The organism is Terriglobia bacterium (assembly GCA_020072565.1).
GTDB lineage: Bacteria > Acidobacteriota > UBA6911 > UBA6911 > UBA6911 > JAFNAG01.
Genome location: JAIQGI010000020.1, coordinates 1 through 26,381 on the forward strand (window position 1 = coordinate 1; position 26,381 = coordinate 26,381).

16 protein-coding genes are annotated in these 26,381 nt (G+C 59.3%); 3 read left to right on the forward strand and 13 right to left on the reverse strand.

Features of this window, described 5'->3' with window-relative positions; all coding sequences use genetic code 11:
- Nucleotides 1-335 precede the first annotated feature (335 nt).
- The 3 genes from LAP85_13765 to LAP85_13775 form a co-directional block, all read right to left on the reverse strand.
- Nucleotides 336-1,592, reverse strand: coding sequence for a carboxypeptidase-like regulatory domain-containing protein (locus LAP85_13765; protein ID MBZ5497463.1), 1,257 nt, complete (start codon nt 1,590-1,592; stop codon nt 336-338).
- Nucleotides 1,593-2,229: 637 nt separating this feature from the next.
- The gene (locus LAP85_13770; GenBank protein ID MBZ5497464.1) at nt 2,230-3,771 is read right to left on the reverse strand and encodes an alpha-L-fucosidase; all 1,542 of its coding nucleotides are present in this window, start codon (nt 3,769-3,771) and stop codon (nt 2,230-2,232) included.
- 52 nt (nt 3,772-3,823) lie between these two features.
- Entirely contained in the window at nt 3,824-7,678 is a 3,855-nt protein-coding gene (locus LAP85_13775; GenBank protein MBZ5497465.1) for a hypothetical protein, read from the reverse strand.
- Between the two features lie 562 nt (nt 7,679-8,240).
- On the opposite strand from LAP85_13775, the gene LAP85_13780 reads away from it, so the two are divergent.
- The 3 genes from LAP85_13780 (at nt 8,241) to LAP85_13790 (ending at nt 13,034) form a co-directional block, all read left to right on the forward strand.
- Entirely contained in the window at nt 8,241-9,518 is a 1,278-nt protein-coding gene (locus tag LAP85_13780; protein MBZ5497466.1) for an aminotransferase class V-fold PLP-dependent enzyme, read from the forward strand.
- Between the two features lie 154 nt (nt 9,519-9,672).
- Nucleotides 9,673-11,307 carry a redoxin domain-containing protein gene (locus LAP85_13785; protein MBZ5497467.1) on the forward strand — a complete coding sequence of 545 codons (1,635 nt, stop codon included), beginning with the start codon at nt 9,673-9,675 and terminating at the stop codon, nt 11,305-11,307.
- Nucleotides 11,308-11,456: 149 nt separating this feature from the next.
- Complete coding sequence (locus LAP85_13790; GenBank protein ID MBZ5497468.1) at nt 11,457-13,034, forward strand: cobalamin-dependent protein; 1,578 nt, start codon at nt 11,457-11,459, stop codon at nt 13,032-13,034.
- 176 nt (nt 13,035-13,210) lie between these two features.
- Here the strand turns inward: LAP85_13790 and LAP85_13795 are convergent, their stop codons facing one another.
- From LAP85_13795 to LAP85_13840, 10 genes are all read right to left on the reverse strand, one after another.
- Nucleotides 13,211-14,389, reverse strand: a complete 1,179-nt coding sequence (locus LAP85_13795; GenBank protein ID MBZ5497469.1) for a galactose mutarotase — start codon at nt 14,387-14,389, stop codon at nt 13,211-13,213.
- A gap of 25 nt (nt 14,390-14,414) precedes the next feature.
- A complete protein-coding gene (gene araD, locus LAP85_13800; protein ID MBZ5497470.1) occupies nt 14,415-15,146 on the reverse strand; it encodes an L-ribulose-5-phosphate 4-epimerase AraD in 732 nt (243 codons plus the stop codon).
- A 110-nt stretch (nt 15,147-15,256) separates the two neighbouring features.
- Entirely contained in the window at nt 15,257-16,933 is a 1,677-nt protein-coding gene (locus LAP85_13805) for a ribulokinase (GenBank protein MBZ5497471.1), read from the reverse strand.
- 20 nt (nt 16,934-16,953) lie between these two features.
- On the reverse strand, nt 16,954-18,006 hold the full coding sequence (locus LAP85_13810; GenBank protein ID MBZ5497472.1) for an alcohol dehydrogenase catalytic domain-containing protein: 1,053 nt from the start codon (nt 18,004-18,006) through the stop codon (nt 16,954-16,956).
- A 198-nt stretch (nt 18,007-18,204) separates the two neighbouring features.
- Nucleotides 18,205-19,620, reverse strand: a complete 1,416-nt coding sequence (locus LAP85_13815) for an L-fucose/L-arabinose isomerase family protein (GenBank protein ID MBZ5497473.1) — start codon at nt 19,618-19,620, stop codon at nt 18,205-18,207.
- Between the two features lie 22 nt (nt 19,621-19,642).
- Nucleotides 19,643-20,887 carry an ROK family protein gene (locus tag LAP85_13820; GenBank protein ID MBZ5497474.1) on the reverse strand — a complete coding sequence of 415 codons (1,245 nt, stop codon included), beginning with the start codon at nt 20,885-20,887 and terminating at the stop codon, nt 19,643-19,645.
- A gap of 244 nt (nt 20,888-21,131) precedes the next feature.
- The gene (locus tag LAP85_13825) at nt 21,132-22,703 is read right to left on the reverse strand and encodes a DHA2 family efflux MFS transporter permease subunit (protein MBZ5497475.1); all 1,572 of its coding nucleotides are present in this window, start codon (nt 22,701-22,703) and stop codon (nt 21,132-21,134) included.
- A 4-nt stretch (nt 22,704-22,707) separates the two neighbouring features.
- Nucleotides 22,708-23,949 (reverse strand): HlyD family secretion protein, encoded by a 1,242-nt coding sequence (locus LAP85_13830; GenBank protein MBZ5497476.1) that lies wholly within the window; start codon nt 23,947-23,949, stop codon nt 22,708-22,710.
- A gap of 246 nt (nt 23,950-24,195) precedes the next feature.
- Nucleotides 24,196-25,281 carry a radical SAM protein gene (locus LAP85_13835; GenBank protein ID MBZ5497477.1) on the reverse strand — a complete coding sequence of 362 codons (1,086 nt, stop codon included), beginning with the start codon at nt 25,279-25,281 and terminating at the stop codon, nt 24,196-24,198.
- Nucleotides 25,282-25,400: 119 nt separating this feature from the next.
- Entirely contained in the window at nt 25,401-25,970 is a 570-nt protein-coding gene (locus LAP85_13840; GenBank protein ID MBZ5497478.1) for a hypothetical protein, read from the reverse strand.
- Between the last annotated feature and the right edge of the window lie 411 nt (nt 25,971-26,381).

Below are 26,381 nucleotides of genomic sequence, written 5' to 3' on the forward strand. Positions count from 1 at the left end.
GAGTTCCTCCAGCATCATCTTTCGTAGTCGAGTCACAAGCCCCTCCTTGTGACCCAACCTTACTATGTTTCGGCGTTATTGCCGCCAATCAGACTATTGGCACCAAGTCCGCCGCACAGCGGCTTCGTTCAAGTGCGGTAATCGGAAACTACCCCCCCAAGCCTCCTGGCGGGCTACCAAAAGCGCGGTTTCGCGTTTTTGCAAAATGACGTGGACCCCTCACCTGGGATCCCGCAATTCTGATGAATTTCTCATCAGCCGTTCACTTTGGTTATTCTGTCAACAGCGCGGAGACGTCCGCGGGTGGGGAACAAACAGGTCTGGATTCTGAGGGCCTACTTCATTACGGATTCGTGGATTTTCAGGACTATGGGACCCTTTACGATGCCCTTGCGAAACTCGATGATGCAGGGATTATCTGAAACATCGGGGCGCCCATCATTCTGCCGCCGGGCAAAAAGTGAATATTTGCCTTCCGGCAGATCGTTGATCATGAATTCGCCGTCAAGATTGATAAAGCTGCGAATTCTGACGCCTGCATCCCCCTCATCCATCGGAACGATGTGGATGGCAAACGCATAACTGGGTGTGCCCGATGATTCGAAGACCCTGCCGTAGACGCCTCCGCCAACCTCAGGGGGTTTCTCCGCCAGATTCAAGGTGATTTTGAGCGGCCTCGAAATGAGGCTGGGTTCAAGAGTGAGATCTCGGTCGGCATAGCCGGGCTTTGACACTCGGATATATCTGGCAGGCGGATCCGCTATAGAAATGGAGAAGCTTCCGAATCCATCTGTCTGGAAAGTTTGTGAAAATCGACCATCATCCCTGAAATAGACCTTGGCTCCCTCAATCCAATTGCCATCGGGTCCAGTGACTGTTCCGGTCAGAAGCTCTGCTTTTTCGAGGACAATTTCAATCTTCGGCTGATTGAGATCAGGATTAATCGGGATTGCGCGGGTCAAGTATCCGGGTGCCCCGACACGACATTCCAATTGCGGAGTTGAGCCCTCGAAATCCAACCGAATTCGCTGGACTCCCTTTACATCGGGCGTGGAGAGCGTGTCAATGGAAGTGCGGCATGCCCCATCTATCCATGCCGACTGAATGGCCACTCCCGATGAATCTACCACTCTTACTTTCATGAACCTGACCTTTGCCTTCGACAGGCTGAGATCCACCGTTTTCACCTCACCGCTCTGCATATCTACAAACGTCGAATTCTCCTTGTATTCCTCATGGCTGGCCGTTACCCAACACTTTCCGTCGACGACTTCCCGAATCTCATATTCTCCCCGGGAGTCCGTTTTCACGATCAAAGGAGCACTCAGGATCTGGCCGGTTTCCGACCTGAAGCTCCTCATGATCGAGGTGCATACCACGGCGCCCTCAATCGGCGTACCTTGCAGATCGGTGATTCGTCCGCGGATGGCTGATTTTGCTTCCTCCAGGACGAAATCTCTCCTGGAATAGGCAGAATCCTGGAAGGACAACGTGCCGAGATATTCTGCGTAGCCGGGCTTGTTTACAATCAGATCGCCCTTTGGGGGGGAGTCCAGTATCAATTGATAAGAACCGTTTGCGTCTGTTGACACGGCTCCAACCAGGTCTTCTCCTCTCCACAGATCATTAATCCTGGCGTACAGAGATACGTTCGCGCCGAGAATTGGCATTCGCTTGCTGGAGAAAACCCTCCCCGAGATAACGTACTTCTTTTCCAACTCATTATGGGTGATGGATTGAGCAAGGGGCTGAGAGGCAGATGGGAGATCAACAGACGATTGTGATCGGGCAGGCCGCCAAGCCACGGCATTAGACTGGCCTCCGTCGGAACTGGATTCTTGTTCATAATACTGAAATCCAGCGCCGACAGCGCAATCGTGGCGCAATTTGGCAGCCCAGTACAGCATGCAGATCAGGACAGGTAAGGCGCTGAGCAGACAGAGGATTCTTTTCCGGCTGCGATCTCCGTCTTTCCCCGGGTCTTTGTCGCTTCGCAAGATCAATGCCATCAATCCCTATCGCCATTTATATGCTTTGAATTGAATGCAATCCGACCGTATCTCTTATTTATCGTCATTCGCATTCAACGGCAATAGGAGCCCATCGCATGAATCAACAGCGATGCTGGAAACTGAGAGGCCTCTGGGTCACTGAGGCGAGTAATGCACCTGAACCAGTCATGAAGCTGGATGGCAAGCAGAAAAACCGGGGAATTGTCCGCCGACAAGATCAAAACTGTCGGCGTCCGTCTGCGTTTTTCGGCGTCCAGATATCGATCTTGCCGATCGGTACCGGGGGCGTGGCCGGTTCGAGAAACAGGCCGAATTCAGCGATTGCGGGACAGACCGGCGACCTGGTGATGCGGAGGCGCACCTTCGTCGTGGTTGTCGGTTGGGTACGCACCAGGCGGCAGGCGCCGATGGCGGTTCCTTTGGCTAACTCGCGCCAAGCGCCGCCCTGCCAGGCATCGAGCGCCCAGTCGTCCACCCGCTGGCCCAGGCGTATGGCTTCGCGCAGACGAACAATGTCGAAGGTGACAGGCCTGGCAAATTCCAATGTGACCTCCGGCGTGTGGACATCGTCGTCGGTGGCCCAGTAGGTTTCGCTGTTGTCATCGAGCAGGTTTGCGGGGCCGAAAACGCGCTGGTCACCGCTGCGGACATTGCCGGGAACGGCTTTGGCGCCCTTGGCGAGGTTTGTACCGAATGTGGCCCTGAGCAATTTGCCGAAGCCCGCCAGAGATGCGGCATCGTTTTCGTGGATGCGGCCCCGGCGATCGGGGGGAACATTCAGGAGCATGGTCGCGCCGTGACCGACGCTTATGAAATAGTGGTTGAACAAATCTGCCGGCGTCCGGACCTTGGCATCCTCAGCCGGGTGGTAAAACCAGCCGGGACGGATGGAAAAATCGACTTCCGCCGGCAGCCAGAACTTGCCATCGCGATGGCCATTTACCCCTTCCTTGTAGGCCGTGAATCCCGGAACAGGAGTCGTGCCGTCGGGGGCATGGGGTGTGTAGGTGGCCCAGCACGGATCGCCTGCGATGCCGCTCTCGTTGCCGACCCAGCGGGTGTCCGGACCAACGTCGCTGAAGATGCAGGCACCCGGCTGAAGCTCACGGATCAAGGCCCAGGTGTTGACCCAATCGTAGTAGGTCGTGCGGTCAATGTTCCGTCGCTCGCGGGCGCCCCCGTAAAAGCCGTCACCCCCGTTGGCGCCGTCGAGCCACACCGTAAAGATCGGGCCGTAGCCGGTGAGCAGTTCGCGGAGCTGGCTACGATAGTAGGCGATGTATTCGGGCTTGCCGTAATCCTTGTGGTTGCGGTCCCAGGGGGAGAGGTAAACGCCAAATTTCAATCCCTGCCGCCGGCAGGCGTCGGAAATCTCCTTGACCACGTCGCCTTTGCCGCCGCGCCACGGGCTGTTTTTCACTGAGTGCTCCGTGAACTTTGACGGCCACAGGCAAAAACCGTCGTGGTGCTTGCAGGTGAGGATGACGCCGCCAAGGCCGCCAGCCTTGAAGGTGCGCACCATCTGGTCGGCATCGAAATCGGTCGGGTCAAACACGGTTTCCTTCTCGTCGCCGTAGCCCCACTCCCTGTCGGTGAACGTGTTTACCGTGAAGTGCATGAAGCCGTAAAGCTCCAGGTGCTGCAACTGAACCTGCCTCTCGGAAGGCACCGGGCCGTACGGCTGCGGTGGGGATACGGCGGTTTCGCGCAACGGTACGACGAGCGCCGCGGCGGCAAAAAGCGCGAACAAATGTTTCATCGGCGTTCTCCTTTCGGCCTGTTCGCCGGATCGCGGTCTGGCCCCAATGCGGTCACCTGCGGGGGGTGATGGCGATCGGGACGGTTTGAAAAAGCACCATGGGCTGCAGACCGGGCTTTGTGCCCCGCAGCAGCAGGATCGAAGAGGGCTCGCTACATTCAATTCGGATGGCAACCCCCGTATAGCCGTCAAAAAGCGCATCCAAGACCGCCAGCTGCCTGGCTCCAGGCGCCAGACCGTCGATCAATCGCTCCCTGTGAACCTCACCTCCGTCAGCATCCAGCAGGACGGCTTCCACTCGCCCGGGCATGGTTCCATGATTTACGACCGCCAGGCCTTCATACACGACGTGCCATTCGCCGGGATAGAACAGGAACTGCGTATCCACCACGGAGGTTTCGGGCACGTGAGCGGTGGCGCTCGGGCCCGACAGATAGCGGTACGAGGAGCTGACTCGAAGAGACTGAGGGCCGCACACGCCGAGATGACTGATCGGTATGCCGGGGAAGAGGTCCGACGCAAGTGCAATGGATGACTGCCCTGCTGGGACAAGCCTGAAGATCGAACCAAGCCGAATCCCATCAGCCCGGAAGGGGACCAATTCCAGGCTGGCATCGGCTCCACTGAAATTGGTGGCCAGAATGGTCGTGTCGTAGCCGGCGTCCGGAGGAGTCACGTGCATGATCCAGCGCTGCGGGTCACATGGGCCCGGTACGGTGGCGCCATCTTCGCCTCGAGTGACAGGGGCGGTGTGGTACAGCAGAGCAGGGGTGGCGGATGCATCTCGGGTCCCGCGCAGGAACAGTATCGTCGACGGCTGGGCGCTCTCGATTCGGATCGCGGCCCCGTGAAGACCGCGAAACTCATAATCAAGGACGGCTAGTTGTTTTGCGTAGGGCGGCAGCGCGGGATTGAGCACGATACGTCTCAATTCCGTCCCCGCCTCACTCAGCAGGACCGCCTCGATGCGGCTGCTGTCCGAACTCACATTGACAAGCGCCATGCCGTCGAAAATCACATCCCACTCACCCGGATAGAACAGGAATTCCGTACCCCGCAAGGAGACTTCCGGAACATGAGCGCTGGTGCCCGAACCGGCGGCACTTCGATAGGCTGCCGTTATAGAGACCGATGATGACCCGCATATGCCGAAGTGGCTCACGGCCTGTTTCGAGAACAGATCCGCCGAAGATGACGTCCGCGTCTCGCCCGGCTTCACGATCATGGCAACCGGCGCCATGCTGGTGCCATCGTCCCGAAAAGGCACCAATTCGACCTGGGCCTGCACCGCGGCGAAGTTGGTGGCGAACAGGGTCGTTTCAAAAGGTACGCCCGCGGGGGTCACATGGGGAATCCAGCGCTCCGGAGTACACGGTGGGGGTTCCGGCACGGAGGCCAGCGGCACCCGCCAGGCCCCGCGGCCGTGGGTGAAGGCCCAGAGCACAGGTTCGGCGCCGGGGAGTTGTTGAAGGGTCAGCGACTCGGTCACGACATTGACGAAGCCTGAGTTCTCTACGGCCCATACGTTTCCGCCCTGCCGGGTAGTGAAAACTCCCAGGTCGGTGCCCAGATACAGGCGCTCGCGGTGGTTTGGGTCGACGACCACGACATGAACAGGGATGTCGGGCAGCCCTGTTGCTCCTTCGCCATCAATTGAAACCCAGTTTTCGCCGCCATCGGTGGTCTTCCAGACATGCGCGCCGCCGAAATCGGCGTAGGCTGCATAAGCGACCTGGGAATCGGAGGGGTCAAAGGTCAGCCAAGTGACATATCCGTGCCGTGGCTGCGAGGAAGGCCATAATGTGGAAGCGAATGAGCTGGTGGCCTGGTCCTGACGGTAAATGGAGCCATCGTTCATCCCAACCAGAACCCGTTCCGAATCCGATGCCGCCACGGCGATCGCGCTGACTTTGGCATTTGCAGACAACTTCTGCCCCGCCTGAATCCAGGACGCCGCGCCATCGCTGGTCCGCCAGATGGAGTGGCCTCCAAGCCAGAGTCGCTTTGAGTTATTGGGATCCATCACAAAAGGAGTAATGAATAGAGTACCGCTGCCGGGTTCCGAGATGCCCCTGGTTGCGGATGATGGAAACGTGCGCCCGCCGTCGGACGACTTGCGCAGGCTCAAGTATTGATATTCCCCATAGACAGTGCTGGGATTTTCGAAATCGACGGCGACATATCCTCCGTCGCCCCCGAGAACGTTGATCCATCCGTCGATGCCGTTCTGCTCTGTTCCCAGGACGGTCCCATTGTCTTGCGTGCCGCCGAGGTAGGTTTTTCCATCCGGAAACGGAGCGCCATGATAGAACTGCGTGACTCCGTAGCTGTGGTTGAGGGGAGTCCAACGCACCTGGCTGTAGTTCCGGCTGCACGGAGCCACCGCTGCGAGGCTGCGAGGCGCCCTAGCGTTGTCGGTCCGCCAGATACCGCCATCACCACCCAGGTACATGATTTGATTCAACGTCCCGTCGTAGTCCGGATGGAAAAAAATACCGTGCTGATCGGCATGGGCCGAAGGCGGAGATTCAGCCCAGTGGCTCACGGGACCCCAATTACTTCCGCCATCATCAGAGCGAAAAAGATCGACGCCTCCGGCAAAAACAATTTCCGGATCGCGGGGATCGACCGCGATCACGTTGGTGTACCATCCCATGGTCGAATAACTGTCACTCCCATATCCGCAAACGCGGTAGCTGGCCGCAAGAGGATTGGTCAACAACAGGGTATTGAGCTTTGTCTTGTCGGTGTTCCGAACCGTTGCCCGCCAGGTATCGAGCACTCCACCCTGGTCCGAACGAAAGACCGCATGCAGCCCCCCGTCGAACATTCCATTGGGGCCGGGAACGTAGCTGGCAGAGAGGGCATAGACAATGTCTGGATTGGACGGGGCGATCGCCAGTGAGGTCCGGCCCATACCAGCGTCCGAGAGCACGGCGACCCAGGAACCGTCGAGCTCGGCCTGAGTATTAAGATACACGGTGGCTTGCTGAAACGTGCCGCAAGTAGCAAACAGGTAATCGCTCGACCGGTCGGTTCGCAACGCGAGGTCCAGGCAGCCACCCGTCACATCTTCGACATTCAGGACACGGGTCCAGCTCTGGCCCGCATCCGTCGAGCGCCAGACTCCGGTTCGAGTGGCAGCGTAAATTCTGCGGGAATCGTTGCGGCTGACCACCAGGTCGTTGACCCAGTAAAAATCGGAGTTCGAGGTGCTCTGCAGTCGCACCCAACTCTCGCCGCCATCTACCGTCTTGAAGATGCCCTCGCCTCGCAGAGGCAAGCCGGTGCCCCGTACGATTTCGCGGAAATACCCTTCGCCTGTTCCTGCGTAAATGATCTTTGTATCAGCCGGATCCATGGCCATCGAGTTGACGGCGATGTTCGGGAGCAAGTCGCCCACAGCGCGCCAGGATCCCCCCGCGTCCTCGGTCTTCCAGATTCCACCTGAAACGCCGGCAGCATACATGGTTTCAGGCTGTCCCGGATCGACCAGGATCACCCTGGTCCGCCCGCCGATGTTGCCCGGGCCGACGGGCTCCCACGTGGAGAGCAAATTCCCCTGAGCCAGCCGCCGGGGATCCTTAGAGTTGCGCGCTTCGTAGAGAGACACCAGGGCCCTCCCCGTGCGGGTCGAGTAGCGCGGCATGCGTTCCATCCGATCGATCGCCTTGCGATAGGCGCGCACGAGATCCACAGGGTTCCCATTCGGGCCGGCACGCTTCATCAAGTAGTATTGGCGCGCTTCATCGGGCTCGTCGTAGGGGTTCAGCGACTTTTCTTCAGGTTCCAGCCGCGCAAGACCGGTGGAGGGAGTCCGTGCGTGCCGGGCAGCGCACGCAACCTGCCCTGCAAACAGAACCAGCAGCAGATGTAAGCATATCCTGGATCTGGTCGGCGAGCTCATAGCCTCCTCCCGGAAATCGTCGTTGGAATGCGAATCGCATGCGCAGAAGTCCCCGATCGCCACAAGCTCGACCGGTTGCGCTTATTATAGAGGAAAGGAGCGGTCCAGGGGGTCTCTCAAAGCTGAATACCAGCGATTCAGGCAATATCCAAAAACCTCAACGCAGAGTTCGCAGCGCACGCAGAGAATGCTCACCGAAGAAGGACGCGGATGCTGTTCCTCTTCCTTGCCCCGGATATGAAAAAGTCTTGCCCTGCAGAAGAATCGCAGATGCTATGCGGCCTCGGCGGACTCTGCGTTGAGATTTTTCGGATGCGGCTTTGCGTTGACGCCAGCATGGATTGGGGCATATAAGGAGATTCTATAGCGAGGTCACTAGAGGGAAAATTTGATTCCCAGCGCTTTCGTGCGCGGCGGCTGTAATCGGCCAACCTGGATCTCTGGCCTGCCCCAGGTGCCGGAGGGGGAGGGATATCCAGGATCGACCTTTCTGGACATCGGCCCGCGGCCTGCGATATGGTCGTCGCCGGAATCGGACCTGCTGTGACGGGGAGGCATCATCATGGAACGCAAAGACTTCTTGAAGGGGATGGCCGCGTTTCTCGGCGGCCTGACCTTGACCGGAGATATGACCTGGGCGGGGCTTCGAAACCAGCTCCAGAGTGCCGCGGCCGGGGATGAAGAGCGTTTCTGGAAGCTGGTGCGCGATCAGTTTGTCCTGGACCCGGAGTGGACGTACTTGAACTTCGGCGGGCTCGGCTCCTGCCCTCTACCGGTTCTGAACAGCTTTTCGGAATGGGCCCGGAACGAGGAACGGGCTCCCAACGCCGGCCACGATGAAAGGGAGTGGTCGGCAGTCAAGGAGAAGCTCGCGCGCGTGTTGGGGAAAAACTGCCGGAAAGAGGATCTGGCCCTGATCAGCACGGCAACAGAGGGGATCAACACGATCATCAACGGCCTCCCGCTAAAAAAGGGAGACGAGGTCATCACTTCCACACACGAACATGTGGCTCTCAATTCCGCGCTCCTCAACCGCATGCAAAGGGACGGCATCGTCATCCGCCTCTTCGAGCCCGATAAAGAGAGAGGCGCGGGCAACGTGGAGCGCATCGCCGGCCTGATCAACAGCCGGACCCGGCTCGTCTTCATCAGCCATGTCACCTGCACGGCCGGCCAGCGGTTCCCCGAGAAGGATATCACCAGGCTGGCGCGTGAGAAGGGAATCTGGTTTGCCCTGGACGGTGCGCAAGCCCCCATTTGCGTCCCCTTCGACATCATCGATTGCGGCGTCGACTTCTATGCCTGCAGCACACACAAGTGGATCATGGGCCCCAAGCGAACCGGTTTTCTCTATGTGCGCCAGGGGCTCCTCGACATCCTGCGCCCGATGACGGTCGGCGCCTCTTCGTCCGAGCGCTACGACATCAGGAAGAATGAGTTCGTCCTTCACCCGACGGCCCAGCGTTTCGAATATGGAACCCAGAACGACGCCCTCTTCTACGCCCTGGGAACGGCGGTCGACTTCGTCGAGACCATCGGAACGGACCGCATCTGGCGGCATAACCACGCAATGGCCGAGCGCTTCTATCAGGGTCTGCGGGAGATTCCCGGCGTCGAGATCCTTTCGCCGCAGGAGGAGGCCTACCGGTCTGCGATGATCAGCTTCCGCATGAAAGCATATGACTATGCGAAGATCAGCGAGCACCTGGCCAAGGACAAGATCCGCGCCCGCACAGTCACCGAGGGAGGTCTCAACTGCATTCGCGTCTCCTTCCACATTTGTAATCACGACGGGGAAGTTACGCGTATTCTCGGATCGCTCCGAAAGCTGGCTGCGTGAAGATGGAGGCCATTGCAGCCTGCAGGGAAAAAGATTCTGATAGAAAATGTGACGACAGAAACGGAACCGCAGGTAGTACCCGATTGATGCGCAGGATTCCACAGGCATGTATCTGCGCGCATCGGCGGTTCCCGGATTTTTGGAGGGGGGGCCCGTGAAACGCCTTCTACAGTTCCTTTTTTTCATTATTTCGACTGCCTGCTGCCTGGCGTTCGCCGCCCAGGGCGTGAGCCAATACTTTCCCCGACCCGAAGCACAGAAGGAATATGACAGGGGCAAGGCTGCCCAGAAGATCGGGTACGCGAGCGCTGCAATCCAGGCATTCCGCAAAGCCGTCGAACTCGACCCAAACTACATCGATGCCTTTTCGGAACTGTTGGCAACCGCCAGGGCTGTCCAGCGCAGCGCCCAGGGATCGGAGGGACAGGGCTTGACCTTGGGCGACAGTGCATTGCGTGCCGTGCGCATCCTTTACACTGCCCAGGCCGCGCTTTCACCCAAGAATGCCGTCTATCAATGGGTGCTGGGGCAACTTGACGAATCACAGACTCAGGCAGCTGCGGAGCGGTATTTCCGGCAGGCGATTGCGCTGGACGCGGATTTCGTCAAGGCCTATCAGTCCCTGGCATCTACATTGGTTTTCCGTGGCGACCTTGCAGGGGCGCGCGAATCTCTCCGCAAGGTCTACGAGATGCGTCCGGACGATCCGGAAGCACTTGCGGCGTACGCCCAGCGCGTGGGCCAGACCGATCCCGGCCTTTATCGCAAACTCACGGAGGCGTTCCTGAAGCAGTTTCGGGGGCACGAAGGGGGCGCCGATCTGCTCGCCAACATGGCGGCATATGAAGGAGATTTGAGTGCGCGCATCGGGATGTTGGAACGGCTTAAGGCTTCGTACCCTCCCAGTGAATACGAGGCAAGCGAGTGGTCCATGCGGTTTCTCTTTGATGCCTACAACCGCTCGGATCCGCTCAAGGCATTCGCGCTGGCCCAGGAAATGTCAAGCCTCATGCCTGCACGCAGCGAAGCGGGGACGGAATGGCAGAGCTTTGCAGAATACGGGCGGTCCATGGTGGTCGCCCGCACGATGATGGATCGCAGGTCATACATGGAGGCTGCCGATCTGCTCAACCAGGCAAAGGCGCCCTACCTTGTTTCGCCGGATCCGAACACCCTCCTTCAGGCAGAAGCGACGGACATGGCCGGCAATGCCGCCCGAGCCTATCAGATTCTCGTGAGCGCCATGGCCGTGGAACCCAGCGATGCGCTTCAATCCGCCCTCATCCGCTATGGCGCGAAGCTCAAAAAGACTCCCGCGCAGGTGGAAGCAGACGTCTGGGAGTTCAGGCTCAAAAAGACCAAGATGTGCAAGGATTTCGAGCTTACTCCTCACTTCGGTACCAAGAAGGTCCGGCTCTCGGACTATCGCGGCCGCATGGTATTGCTTACCTTCTGGAATCCCGGTTCAGGGACTTGCCGCGAGGAATTGCCCACCCTGCAGAAAATTCTCGACAAATACGGGCCGCAGGGCCTTGCAGTCATCACTGTCAACACGCAACCTTCGGACGCGATGGCGTCCATTCTGATGAATCGTTATTCCTTCATCTCCCTGCGCGCTCCGAACGACGAGTGGGCCTGGAACAGATATAACCTCAACTCCGTACCCGCCAGCATCCTCATCGATCGTCAGGGCCGCGCCCTGTTCCGTCCGGCGTTCTGGGGTTACGATCCGCAGCACACATTCGACCTCGAGATTCAGACGATGCTCGCACGCGAGCCGAAGAACTGATTGAGAAAACGTGTCTTTCAAAAACGGTTTCTTGTGAGGCCTGAGGAAATCACGAGAGCAGGCTGCCGCGCCGCCAGGCGCTAAAGGGCTTGACATGCCCGGAGATGGGAAATCATCATGACAAGGAATCATCGGGTGAGAGGAAGAAATTGTCCGCGAGTAAGATCTCCATTATTTGTTCCACCGACGACATCTACTGCATCGGTCCGCGCCGCCTCTCCGCCCAGCTCAAGCGTCACGGATTCGAGGTTAACCTGATATTCCTGCGCGCAGCCAGTTTTTGGGGACAGGCGCGGCAAAGGCTCGGCACCTATTTCGACAACGCCGACCTCCCTGAGCCGGTCTATCGGCAACTCATGGAGCTTTGCCGGGACAGCGCGGTCGTCGGCTTCAGCGTGTGGACTCATCAAGTCGAACAGGTAACTCTGGTCACACGCCGCCTGCAGAAGGAGCTCAGCTCGCTCGTCGTCTGGGGCGGGATTCATCCCACCAGCTTCCCCGTGGAATCACTGCGGGCCGTGCCGGGAATATGCATGGGCGAGGGAGACGTCAGCTTCCTGCGGCTCGCTCAAGCGTTGCAGGAGGGAGGCGACTACCGGACGACTCGGGGATTCTGGTTTCGCGATGGCGAAGGAATCGCCCGCAACCCGGAAGAACCGCTGGTGAACGATCTCGACGAGCTCCCATTCCTCGATTTTGAATTCGGGGACCACTTCGTCAATGATGGCGGCACCTTGAAGCGGATGAACATGCGTCTGATGAAGAAGTATTACGGCGGCAAGATGTGGACCATGTTCAGCCAGGGATGTCCGTATAAATGTACCTTCTGCTCAAATGATGTGCTCATTGATTTGGACACCGGATACCGGAAATTTCGCAAGCATTCGGTTGATTACTTCCTCGCCGAGCTGCGCTATGTCCTCTCGCGCTATCCCCACATCTACAACATCATCATTGATGACGACGCCTATATGTTTCTCCCCAAAGAGATCATCCGGGAGTTCGCCGAAAAGTACAAAAAGGAGTTTGATGTCCCCTTTTTCGTCAGCGGCATCATCCCCGCATCCATCGATGAGGAAAAGTTTCAGGTCCTGATGGATGCCGGCATGATCAAGGCGCGCATCGGCATCCAGTCCGGGAATCGCCGCATCATGAAGGAGATATTCATGCGGCCGCCCCACGACCGCAAGTTGGTGGCCGGCTCGGAGATCGCCTACAAAAACCGCAGGAAGCTTGCGCCCGTGCAATATGATCTGATTGTCGACAATCCTTGGGAACATCCCGAGGAATTGAAAGATACCATCCGGCTGGTGCACGCGCTCAAGCCGCCGTACACCTTCGCGATCAACTCCCTCACCCTGCTGCCGGGGACCACGATCTACCGCATGGGGGAGCAGGCGGGATTCACCAAAAAGGATCAGAAGATCACGCTGGCATCGTACGTGCAGTATATGCCCACGGCGCTGAACCTGACCCTTGCCTTTTACAACGTCAGGAGAGTCCCGCAGCGCTGGATTGATTACATCATGGCGAAAGACTTTGGCACCCGCACCGTGACGATGAAGCAGTACCCGCTTATCGGCGCCATCATCATTGCGTTGGGTCTCGTCAAAAAGGTCGCCCACGGTCTCCTGCGCCGCGATATCTCGGCGATTCCCCGTCCTTTCGACCGGCGGCTGGGAAGGTTTTTTGTGAGACGCCGCATCAAGACCGCCGACCGGGTCTGACTCAGGATCGATAGTCTACGCAATTTGGAAGGATACTGGATCGTGAGAGACTGAAGCTCAATCCGGTTACGGACCCAGGGTTTCGTCCGGTGTCGCCGGTTTCATCCCGGAAGTAACGCGCTCATATCTAGTCCTGGACAGCTACCACGGAATGCATGAACTTCTAGAAAGGCCTCCTACTTCGTGCTGAATCTGTAAATGATGGTGTTCTTGTAGGTCTGGCCCGGCTTCAGCACCACCGATGGAAAGTCCGGCTTGTTGGGCGAGTCCGGATAGTGCTGCGGCTCCATGCAGAAGCCGTTGCGAAACTGGTATACCCAGCCGCCCTTGCCCTTGAGCGTGCCGTCGAGGAAGTTGCCGGAATAGAACTGCAGGCCCGGTTCGGTGGAAAGCACTTCCAGCACCCGGCCGCTGGTCGGTTCATAGACCCGCGCCATGAGGCCGAGTTCCCCCATGGGCTTGTTGATGACCCAGTTGTGGTCGTAGCCCTTGCCGAATTTGAGCTGCTCATTATTCTCGCCGATGCGGGCGCCGATCGTCGTGGGCGTATTGAAATCAAATGGTGTGCCCTGCACCGGCTGCAGCGCGCCCGTCGGAATCAATCCGCTGTCTACGGGCGTGATCTTGTCGGCCTGGATCATCACTTCATGGCCCAGAATGTCGCCCTTCCCTGCGAGGTTGAAGTAGGAGTGATGCGTGAGGTTCACCACCGTCTCCTTGTCGGTCGAGGCGGTAAAGTCGACCTTGAGTGCATTGTCGTTGGTGAGTGTATAAACCGCAGTTATCGTGAGGTTGCCCGGATAGCCTTCTTCTCCGTCCTTGCTGAGATAGCGTAGCTCCAGGGCCGGCTCACTTCCCTGCAAGGGCCGGGCCTCCCACACTACCTTGTCGTATCCCTTGACGCCGCCGTGCAGGTGATTCGGCCCATTGTTTGCGGCAAGCCTGTATGCCTTGCCGGCCAGTGTAAATCTGGCCTTGCCGATGCGATTCCCATAGCGCCCGATCAGAGCGCCGAAATAGGGATTGTTCTTGACAAATTCCGGACTGAGGTAGCCATCCAGCGTGTCGAAGCCAAGGACCACGTCGCCGAATTGCCCGTTGCGGTCCGGCACCTTCAGGGACACCACGATTCCGCCGTAATTGGTAATTTTGGCCTCGAGGCCCTTTGCGTTACGCAGCGTGTAGAGATCCACCTGTGTACCCTCCTTCGTGCCGAATGATTCTTTGCCGATATCGCCCGTGGGCTGAGGCTGAGATTGAGATGGCGACTGAGTCTGAGGCGCCGGGGTGCAGCCGCCGAAACAGGCAGCGCAGAAGGCGCTGAGGATGATGATCCCAATAAGTGATTTTCGCATGGTTTGGCTCTATTGAATGACTGGGTTATTTATCGTTCCTGGATGACTTGACAGTTGAACGTGACGGGCTCCTTTGCCCGTAATAGGCATCGCGACCGTGCTTACGCGAGAAATGCTTGTCGAGCAGCACGCGCCGTATCGATTTTGTCGCAGGTTGGATGCGCATCGTCTCGCTTACCAGACGGGCGAGGTGCTCAAGAACGATAGCGTGCTGGACTGCGTGCTCGACCGACTCGCCCCATGTGAATGGGCCGTGACTGGCCACCAGAACGCCCGGAAAGGCCAGCGGATCCATGCGGGCGAGGCGCTCCACGATCACGCGACCGGTGTTGACCTCATAGCCGGTCTTGATTTCTTTTGCCGTCATAAGGCGGGTACAGGGAACGGGGCCGTGAAAGTAGTCGGCATGGGTGGTGCCGAGCGCCGGGATCTCGCGGCGCGCCTGCGCCCACGCGGTGGCATACAGACTATGTGTGTGCACGATGCCGCCGATGTTTTTAAACGCCCGGTACAGAACGAGGTGCGTCGATGTATCGGTACTGGGATTGAATTCCCCCTCCACAACCTCGCCGGTCGTGAGGGAAACGACGACCATGTGCTCGGGACCCATCCCTTCGTAGGGTACCCCGGACGGCTTGATGACAACGTGGCCGCTCCCTCGATCCACAGCGCTGGCGTTGCCGAACGTCTGCACAACCAGCCCTTCTTTGACCAAATCAAGGTTCGCCTTATACACCCGCTGCTTGAGTTCCGTCAGCATTTTTTTCGGACCACGAATTCCACGAGAGACACGAAAAACACTAAGTCATATGGGAGGAAATCCAAAGACCATCTTCCCCTGCTATTCATTGCGTGGTTTCTCCTCCTTCATTTTCGCGCGCGGTTGCGGATATCGATCAGCTCTTTCATTACGTCGTAGAGGTTGCCGCTCCACTCTTTGGTGCCGAAGGCGTCGTGCAACCTCTTATAAACAGCATATAGCCTGCGATAAGTCTCGTGGGCCTTCGGATTCGGCTTGAAGACACGGGGCTTGAGGCCGGTCATGGCCTGCTGCGCCGCAGCGTAATCCGGATATGCGCCGGCGACGACGGCCCCTGCGATAGCCGCCCCCAGGGCGCACGTCTGAGCGGAACGGGAGATCTTCATCGGCCGGCCCGTCACGTCGGCGTATATCTGCATGACGAGAGGGTTCTTTTCCGCAATTCCGCCGCAGTTGACGATTTGCTCGACCTTGACACCGTACTCCTCGAACCGGTTGATGATGGTCAAGGCGCCGAACGCAGTCGCCTCGATCAGTGCCCGGTAGATTTCAGCGGGCGTGGTGTACAGCGTCTGCCCAAGCAGCACACCGGTGAGACGCTGGTCGACCAGGATGGTGCGGTTGCCGTTATTCCAATCCAAGGCGAGTAAACCTGACTCGCCCGGCGTCAATTTTGCGGTTGCGGCGGAGAGTTGCTCGTGGGAGCCCGCTTTGCGGCCGCCCGGCCTGACATAGTTTACGAACCAGTTGAAGATGTCTCCCACCGCGGACTGGCCCGCTTCAAGGCCGAAGTAACCCGGCAGGATGCTCCCTTCCACAATTCCGCACAGACCGGGGATGTCCGCGAGTTCCTGCCTGGCGGGCACCACCATCATGTCGCAGGTGCTGGTCCCGATGATCTTGACCAGCGTGCCCGGCGCGATGCCGGCGCCGATGCCCCCGAGGTGAGCGTCGAACGCCCCTACCGCCACCGGCAATCCCGCAGTCAGACCGGTGCGCTGGGCCCATTCTTCGGTCAGGCCACCGACCGCGCGGTCAATCGTATGCGCCTCGCGGGGCAGACGGCAGCGCAAGTCGCCCAGCTTGGGGTCGAGTTGCGTCAAGAACTCTGCATCGGGATAGCCGCCCCAGCTGAGGTTGTACATCGCCTTGTGGCCCGCAGCGCAGACGCCCACGATCAGCCTGTCCGGTGCCTCGGTGCCGGTAAGCATCGCAGGCACCCAGTCGGCGCACTCCACCCAACTGTAGGCGGCGTCGAAGACCTCGGGGCTGGTCCTGAGGCAGTGGAGAATCTTGCTGAAAAACCACTCGCTGCTGTATGTGGAGCCGCACTTGGCGAGATAGTGCGGACGAATTTTCTTCGCCAGTTCGGTGATTTCAGCCGCTTCGGCCACACCGGTATGATCCTTCCACAACCAGGCCATGGCCGCGGGATTATTGGCATACTTCTTCTGAAACGCGAGCGGCCGGCCATTGCTGTCCACCGGAATCGGTGTGCTCCCGGTCGTGTCGACCCCGATCCCGATGACCTGCTCCGGCTTGAAGCCCCGCACCTTCTTGCGCGCCTGTGCGATGGCCTTCCTGATGGTTACCTGGGCGCCTTTGGCGTAGTCGGCGGGATGCTGCCGCGCCAGGTTCGGGTCGCGCGCGAGAATCACGCCGGCTTCGCCATGCTCGTAGCCCCAGACCGCCGTGGCCACTTCACGGCCGTCGGCGACACTGACGAGGAGGGTTCGGACCGAGTTGGTGCCGTAATCTAAACCGATAACATATCTTGGGCTCATAGGATTCGCAGTCCAGTGGATTAAGGTCCAATGTCGATGATGACTTTGTTCACGTGGTCCCGATATTCCGTGTTCAGCCGGAAGGCATCCGCTGCCTGCCTTAAAGGAAAACGGTGGCTGACCAGACCACGCACATCTACCCGGCCATGCTCGACCAGTCGCAGGGCGCGCGGATATACATGTTTCATACGGCGGCTCAACAGGATCGTAAGCCCTTTGCGACGCGCGGTGGAATGCTTCATGGCGAGCGTATCATCCGATGGAATGCCTACAAGCACAATGCGTCCGCCGGGCCGAGCGATTTCGGCGGCTTGCGCCACCGACTCTTCGCCCCACGCGGCTTCGATGGCGGTGTCTACGCCGAGGCCACCCGTCAGCTTTAGAATGAGTCGGGTGGAGTCTTCCAGTTCGAAGTTGATAGGAACACCACCGATCTTGCGGGCCAGCTCCAGCCGCCAGGGCAGCCGGTCGGTGACAAAAATCGGATCTGCCCCGGCGAGCTTCGCCACCTGCAGAATGAGAAGTCCGATCGGTCCCGCACCAAGAATGGCGGCACTGCTGGCAGCACGAATGCGGGCGAGGTCGGCCGCGTGGATGGCAACACCCACCGGCTCCAGCAGCGCCGCAGCCACATCGTCGATTGTTTCGGGCACAGGAAAACAGGAACGCCCCGGCATGAGCATCCACTCGCAAAGGCTGCCGTCATCGGGATAATTGCCGCAGAAATGGAGACGGCAACAGAGATTCGGATGCCCCTTCTGGCACAGGGCGCACCGGCCACACGGCTGGGCCGGATCCACCGCAACCCGCGTGCCCGGTCTGATGGGCGCGAAATTTCCGTCGAGTGAGTCGGCACCGGCGGCCTCAACCACGCCGGAGAACTCGTGGCCGAGGATGAGCGGCGCTTTCACCCCGGTGTCGCCGATGCGCGCATCCCGGTAGGAATGCAGATCGCTGCCGCACAGGGCGGTGGTCCGGACGCGGAGCAGCACCTCGCCGCGGCCCGGCGGTCCCGGATGCGGCACTTCTTCGAGCCGCAGATCCGACGGCCCATGCAGCCGTGCCGCCAGCATGCGCGCGGGATAGGATCCATCAAGCTCTCGCGCCATCAGACCTTAACCACGAAATAAACGGGGAAAGCCCGTTTGAGCATTAACGCATGTCGTAACCGCCGGAGACGCCAGGGCGAGGCGCAACGTGCACCTTCACAAGACCTTGTGCGCTCCAGCTCATTCTTCGTGCATTTCGCGTGTTTCGCGGTTTCTCCGTTCTCATTCGTGGTGGTAAACTTCCCAGCCCAGATACCTGCTCAGCGCTTCTTTCACGCCCGCCGCAATGCTCGCCGGATTGACGGCGACATGGTGCTCGAAGCCGTTTTTGCAGATGTGAGCAAGCAGCTTCTGGAATTTGGGAATGCGCACAACACCGTAACCGCCGAAAGTCTCGAGCGGGTCATCCGTCACTTCTCCTTCACCGATGTATGCGCGAATCCTGCCGGCCGCGTCATCCGTGCTTGCGCGCAGATACGTGAACGGCGTGGCCTTGACCCGCCCCACCACGGTACCGTAAGTGTTTTCTTTCCCGACCGTGCCGGCGATAATCGCCTGGTAGTCCATCGCCGGTCTCTTCTCGCCGATGTTGACGAAAAGATCCTTGGGCAAGTTGCTGCAGTGGAAGATCACTCCCTTGTCCGGGTCGTCCCCGTAGTTATTGTTCCAATCCACAAGGGCGCTGGGCCTGCCGCTTCCCTGGGCCATGGCGACCATCGCCACAGTGCCCATGATATCTGTCTCGCAGGCGCTGCACATCAGTGTGTTGCTCATCATGCTCATCAGCAGGCACGGGACCACACCGAAGAACTCCTCCATCGCCGTCCAGCATTGGATGGCGGTCGCGCCCAGGCGGGTCTGCATCATCCAGTTGTCCACGGCGACGCCGAACTTCGCCATCTTGAGGAGCGCAGCCGGCGGCACATGCCCGGCGGGAACGTAGTTGTGGATTTCATTAAGCTTGGCTTTAACCGGCGCATCGCCGTCTTTCATCTTGTTGACCCAGCCGAACAGCTCAAACAGATCGAGCGTCTCGATGCTGATGCCGGACTGCTCCAGCAGTTTCTCGCTGTAACGCACGGTGTTGAAGGCCGCGGGCCGGGCGCCGAGGGCGCCGATGCGCAGGTTGCGCAGGCCCCTGACCACTCGGCAGGTGACGACAAAATCCGTCAGGTCCTGCGCAAAGTTGGCATGATCCGGGTTGACCGTATGCAGCCGGGTCAGTGTGTAAGGGATGCCGTACTGCCGGAGGTTGTTGCAGACCGACATCTTGCCGCAGAAGCTGTCGCGCCGATCCCGAATCGTCATGTTTTTCGGATCGTCGTTAAAGGCGTGCACCAGTACCGGGACGTTGAGTCCCGCCCAGCGAATGGCGTTGGCCACACCCCGCTCGTCGCCAAAATTGGGCAGCGTGACCAGGATGCCGTCGATTTTGCCGGAGTTCTGTTTGAACAATTCGGCGCACTGTTGCGCATCGGCGAGCGATTCCACGGAGCCGAACTTTGTGGCCGCCTGCGGAAGAATGACCGTCCCGATGCCGAGTTTATCAAGAGTTTTCAGAATTTCCTTGCGCCCGGAGTCGCACAGGCGGTCCGGAAAGAAACCACGATTGCCGACGATAATGCCCAGAGTTGTCATATTAATGGTCATTTTCCCGTTATCACTCGTTATAGCTCAGCCAACCACGCAGAGCCCTGTGAGGCACCGCGGCGGTTGACGCCACATCTTCCATCCTGACATCTGTTTCCATCGGCAGCACCAGCCGATCAATTCCTACTGCCACCAATCCGGCGGTGCGGCGCCGCGGCGCGCTCTCGACTTCCAGTTCGCCGAAGCGGGCCCACATCGCACCCATGACGATGGCGCGCGTGAGATGGTCCATTACTGCGGCCGGCAGCTCCGTCAGCGTCCCCGTGATAATGACCCGGCGGAGTCCCAGCACATTGAGCGCCCCGGCAATTACCACCGCGGTCGCATTCAGCGTCTCCGTCAACCAGCGGGGAACACCATTGTTCTCGATCGCTCTGCAGAGGGATTCCCAGGTGAGGCGAGCCCCACGGTGGGAGATTGAGAAACTCTGCAGCAGGCCGCGTACCGAGACCAGGGTTTCGATGCAGCCCACTGCACCGCAGCCGCACTTGCGCAGGTTGTCGAGCACGGGAGTGTGCCCCAACTCACCACTGAGCGGCAGGGGGCTGGTATAGAGTTTCCCGGCCACGATGGCCGCGCCCCCGACCCCCTCGCCAAAATCCACGAGCAGAAAGTCCTCCTCGTTGTCATCGACACTCTGGTGGCCCAACGCCAGGGCGCGCTCCTCCTGCACCAGTACCACGTTTGACGGCCAAACCTGTTGAACCAGCTTGGGGAGGTCCACCGCCTCCGTCCAGTGCAGGTTCGGGGAGAACAATACCCGCGCCTCCGGTTCATCCACGATGCCGGGCACGCTGACCATCACACCCCAGAACTCATTCTGCGGGATTTTCGCAGCCGCAGCCTTGAGCTGATGAACCCAACCCTCCGCCGAAGCGGGAGTTGTCACCTGCACCGTCCAACGATCCTCGGCGTCGACCCCTACCGGCACCGCTGCCAAATTCGTTTCGCTCACGCCCAACTGGATTGCCAGAAAACGCGGCCTGCTCCGGTTCAAGCGCAGGATTCGTCCCGGGCGTCCAACTTTCCCACGTGTGTCCGCTGCGCGCGCACCTGTGAGGACGGCGGCGGTTTTCTCGTCGAGCTCCTCCAGTACGTCCAGACGGAGCAACTCGTCGGCGATCTTGCCCGCCGTCGGCTGACTCAGCCCAAGCGACTTGGCCAGGTCAGCCCGTGAGGCCTGGCCGATTCGCTGCAAGCGTCCCAGCAGGGCCCGCTTGTTGATACGACCCATCTTGGCAGGAATGAGTACCATGGCAGTTAATTAATTAACGCAATTATTGGCTTGCCGCGTCGCCATGATAACCACGAAACCCACGAAATACACCAAAAATCCTTGATGTTTTTTGCGAATCTCATGGTTGCGCCTTCGGAGCAATCCCCCCTGCCCCGGAGCGCCGCACCTTCCACGATGAAAATGACCCCATGGGTCCTGCTTCCAATACCCTCTTGGGGAGGGTGGTCGGATGTTTGAGGCCGATATTTCCGGAGCGAGGCGGCTAGTCCGGAGGCGCGGGGGGCGGATGGTGGCCGGTGCCGGGGCGCCGCATCAGGAGCACAAGAGGAGTGAGCAGGACGAAGATGAGGCCGAGCAACCTGAAGGCATCGTTGAACGACAGGATGCCGGCCTGCTGTTGGGTCATGCCGAACAGTGCCGCATAGGTGCGCTTCGTAGCCGTGACTGCGTCCGCCCCCTGCCCCAGAAACATCGTCTTCATCCTCTGGACCATGATCTGGGAGTCCATATCATAGGGATTGATCCGAGCACCGAGAACATTGGTGTGAACCTGCTGTTGGCGCGTAAGTATGGTCCCGATGACGGCGATCCCTGTGCTTCCGCCGATGTTGCGCATCAGGTTGAACAGGCTCGTAGCATTCCCCATTTTCTCCTTGGGAATCCGGTCCATCGTGACCGTCGCCAGCGGCACGAAAAGCAAGCCAAGCCCTATCCCTTGGACCAGCTGCGGCCAGAAAATATTCCAGTAACCGGCCTCGAGGCTGATCCGGGCAAACCAGAAGAGAGAGAAGCCCCCGACCATGTATCCCACCATCAGCAGCTTGCGCGGATCGATCCTTGCCATCATGATCCCCACCAGCGGCATGGCAAGCAGTGAGCCTACTCCGCGCGGCGCCATGGCAATCCCGGCCTCGAGCGGCGGATACCCCATGAGCGTCTGCAGTAGGATGGGAAGCAGGACCAGGCTTCCATACAAAACGAACCCCATCAGTGTCATCAGCACCACGCCCGTGCTGTAGGTACGCTCCCTGAAAACGTGCAGATCGATCACCGGATTGCGCACGCGCAGCTCGCGGATGACGAGCAGCGGCAGGACCATGACCGCCGTTACCAGCAGCGCCGTGATCCAGTTCGACGAAAACCAGTCCTCCTGCTGCCCCTTGTCCAAGCCGATCTGCAATGCCCCGATCCCCACCGCCAGCAGCCCGATCCCCCAATAATCGATACGCGCCGTGCCGCGCCGGATGTAGCGGGGATCGAAAATGAAGGATGAAGTCATGAACAGGGAGAGCGCACCGAAGGGGATGTTGATGTAAAAAATCCATCGCCACGAATAGGTGTCGGTCAGCCACCCGCCGAGGACCGGACCGAGAATCGGTGCGACCACGATCCCGACGCCAAAGAAGGCCATGGCCTTGCCGCGTTCGCGCGGCGCAAACGCCTCCAACATGATCGCCTGGGAGATCGGCTGCATGACGCCGCCGGTCATGCCCTGAACAATGCGGCACACGATCAGCATCGGCAGATTCACCGCCAGGCCACAGAGAAACGAAGCCGTCGTGAAGCCGACCACGGAAATCATCAGGAGCCGCTTGCGCCCGAAGTGGTTTGCCAGCCAGCCGGTGAGCGGCAGAATGACGGCATTGGCCGCCAGGTAGGACGTCAGGGCCCAGGTCGACTCTTCAATGCTGGCCGAAAGGCTGCCGGCAATGTGGGGCAGCGACACGTTGACGACGGTGGTATCCAACACCACCATGAAGGTGCCCATCATGACCGACAGGGACACCAGCCATGGATTGACATAGGGGGGCGCGACCTCAGGGATGCGATCCATGGCGCTACTTCATGAAAACGGTGGGGACGACCGACATGCCGGGCCGCAGCAGGTGCTCCGGGTCCTGCCCCTTGTCAAAGAGGATTTTTACCGGGATGCGCTGAACCACCTTCACATAGTTACCGGTGGCGTTCTCCGGTGGCAGGAGGCTGAAGCGCGCGCCGGTAGCGGCTGCGATGCTTTCCACGCGGCCCCAGAATTTTCTGCCGTAGGCATCAACCGTGATGCTGACCCGCTGGCCGGCACGCATGCTGTGCAACTGCGTTTCCTTGAAATTGGCGGTCACCCAGATGTCTTCGAGCGGCACCAGGGCCAGCAGTGGTTGCCCGGGCTGCACAATCTGCCCGGGCTCGACATTCTTTTTGCTGACCACGCCGCTCACCGGGCTCCTGATTGTCGTGTATTGCAGATTGAGGCGGGCTTGCTCAACCGCAGCCTCGGCGAGCTTCACCTTGGCCTCGGCTGCCGCTGCACGTGCCCTGGTAACTGCCACCTGATCCGGCCCCGTTTCTGCCGAGTGCACATCTGCGTGAGCCTGCTCGACCAACCGGTCTGCCTGCGCCAGACGGCTGTCAGCCACAGCCACCGCATGCTCAGCCTCCGAGATTGCCGAGCGGGCGGCGTCTTCGCCGGCCCGGGCACCCTCTTCCAGAGCGATAGCGGCATCATATTGCTGGCGCGAGATCTCGTCCTTCACGATCAGTTTCTTCATGCGATCGAGATCCTGTGTCAGCCGCACACGGTTGGCAGTTGCCTCGCGCAGCCGCGCCTGAGCCGTCGTCAGTCGCGACCGGGCAGCTTCGAGCTCACCTGCGGCAGCCGTGGCACCGGCGCGCATCCGTTCCAGGCTGGCCGCAGCGCTCGAGACCTGGCTCTCCGTGGTTGTGGAGACGATCGGTACTCCCGAGCGAGCCGCCTGCAGCGACGCCTGGGCGTCGGCCAGGTTCGCTTCTTCGCGTGCAAGCGCCACCTCGTAGTCTTTTGAATCGATCTGCACCAGGAGTGTCCCGGCCGCTGTGTACTGGTTATCGTCGATCTTCACCTCCAGCACCGTCCCACCCACGCGCGACGCGACCGGCACGATGTGGCCATCGATCTGGGCATCATCGGTCGATTCCCTGTCTGCAAAGTACCGCCAGCCATAGTAGGCCCCGGCCAGCGCGGCCCCCACGATCAACACCAAGGCTATTTTCAAGACGGGGCGGGCAGATCGAGTCCTCGATTCGGCATTGTCACTGAGGGTCATAATCCCTTCTCTATGATTGCTGTCATTTTTGAACGCTCAATATACTACTTACTCCTGGGAGCAAGATCGACAAAAACAGCTGAGAAAATACTCCGGAAAATCAAAAACTCAACGCAGAGAGGTCCCAGCGTAGCGAAGAGCGGCGAGAGTGGGACCGGGGCCGAGAATGCTCTGCGAGTTCAGCGAACTTTGCGTCAAGGTTTTTCGGGTGCGCCGGGAAAAAGATCGGGGCCGGATCTGCAGGAGTCAGACAAACTCCGGATTTTTTGACTTTTGCAGATCCGATCCCGTAAGTTGGCCGCAGGCGGCCTGGACATCGGCACCGCCGCTGTAGCGCTTGCGCGCACTGAATCCTTCTTCGAAGAGGATGTGCCGAAAACTCAGTTCTCTCCCGTCGTCGGATCGTTTATATTCTCGCGGATTCTGTCCATTGATGGGGTTGTAGGGAATGACACGGATCTGTGGCCGCAGCCCCGTTTTCTGCTGGAAATTCCGGGCGCATCGGGCGAGTGCGCGCGCATCCTCTTCGCTATCGTTGACGCCGGCCAGCGGTGTCACCGCCCACATCGGAGCCAGCCTCGTGACACGAACATGTTCGGCGACGGCGTCGAGCACCGTTTCGAGAGGGTGGACCCGATCGATCGGCATCAGCGCACGCCGCACCTCGGGACGCGCGCTCCCGATCGAGATCGCCAGCCGGACTTTGGGGGCTTCTTTGGCGAGGCGGCGAATGCCGGCAGGGAGCCCGGCGGTACATACCGTAATCGAGCGACTGTCGATGGCCTGCGCACAGGGCTCGCAGAGTACGCGAATTGCATTTACCACGTTTTCGACGTTTGCCAGCGGCTCTCCCATACCCTGAAACACGACGCCGTGCACGCACTGAAGCTGCGCCCGATCCAGCCCGCGCCGGACCGCCCTCACCTGCTCGACGATTTCCCAGACTTCCAGGTTTCGGATCAAGCCCATTTTGCCCGTGGCACAAAAACTGCAACCGAAACCACATCCGGCTTGCGAACTGACGCACACCGAAAACCTGCCGGTTCGCTCCAACGGAATCCTGACGGTCTCCACGGCATGGCCGTCTGGCGTCAAAAAAGCGTATCTCACAAAGGGATCAATCCTGCTGGGATGCACCGCTCTGACGGCAAGTCGGGGCAGGATGCCTGCAGCGCGCACAGCTTCCAGGCTGTTACGGCGAACCATCTCGACGAACCGGGGCAGGCAATCCTGGCGGTGGACGGCACCCACAATCTTGCGGGCTTCCTCCAGCGAGATCCCGGGGACGGCTTCCTTCAGAGCGTGCGGCGTGGATGCCTGAAGATAAATCATGCGATCCTGTTAATTTGCGACTCAGTGTCGGATCCGGGGAAATCCATTTTCCAACTCGTCTGCTTCTTGAGGTTGAGCAATTGGGGAAAATGAAATCTGCCGGACCCGGCACCGGTACTTCACTTTCGCCGTGCAGTGCCCTTGGTATAGACGGTGAACTCGCTTCCGGGCATCGCAATCGAAAATGTGATCGTTAATGTGCGATCAGGATTCAACCGGTAATCAAGACGGTAGCGAGGCGCTTTCGGGGAGTCGTCAGACTCGAAGACGGCAGCCCCATCCTTTGGGAAGGAGATCCGATATGTGATTTCATGACCCTCGTTATCGATATAGAAAGCCTTGAGCTGCGTCTCCCCCAGCGGCAGATAAATAATAAGCAGATCCTGATGGGAAATCCCTGTTTTCTCCCCCTGCTTGGGGGCGTAGTCCGCGCGGTTTCTGCGGACCAGCACTTTATCGCCGAGGTCAAACGCGAAGGAGGTACTCCCAGAAATCGCTTCTCCCGGTTGTCCCGAGCCTTCAACTCCAACCCAATCGCCCAAAAGAAACCTGCAAGGTCCCCACGGATCCGCGACCTTCGAGGTCTGTGGGTCCGACCGCGCAGTCTGATCTATGGCGGGAACGTGCTCAGGCAAGAACATGAGAGCGAGGAGGCACAGCATCGCGGCCCTGGTTTGTGTTGCTGTCATGAGAATCCTCCACGCAAGATGCAGAGCATAATGAATCCGTTGACTTCTTCAGAGGCAGCCATTTCCGGATTGCAGTTCAGCTCTTGCTTTTTACCGGCAACGAATTCTCAAATGATACGCGGGTGTTGACAAAAATCCATGCAATTCTCCGATGCAAACATGGGAAAGACGTCAAATGAACAAACCCTTCCTCCTGCCACTTATGTGGTAGTATCGCTGTCTGTGTTGCTCGCCGGCTATATCCCGGCGCGCCGCGCCGCAAGGATCGTTCCGGTTGCTGCACTCAGTGATGGACGACCGTGAAGAGTGTTGAGGGAACGAACCTGGCGATTCAACGAGGAAGAACAGCTATGATTGACGACAGAACGAGTCAGCAGCCGGCGGCAGGTAACTCGGGTCTGTCACTCATCC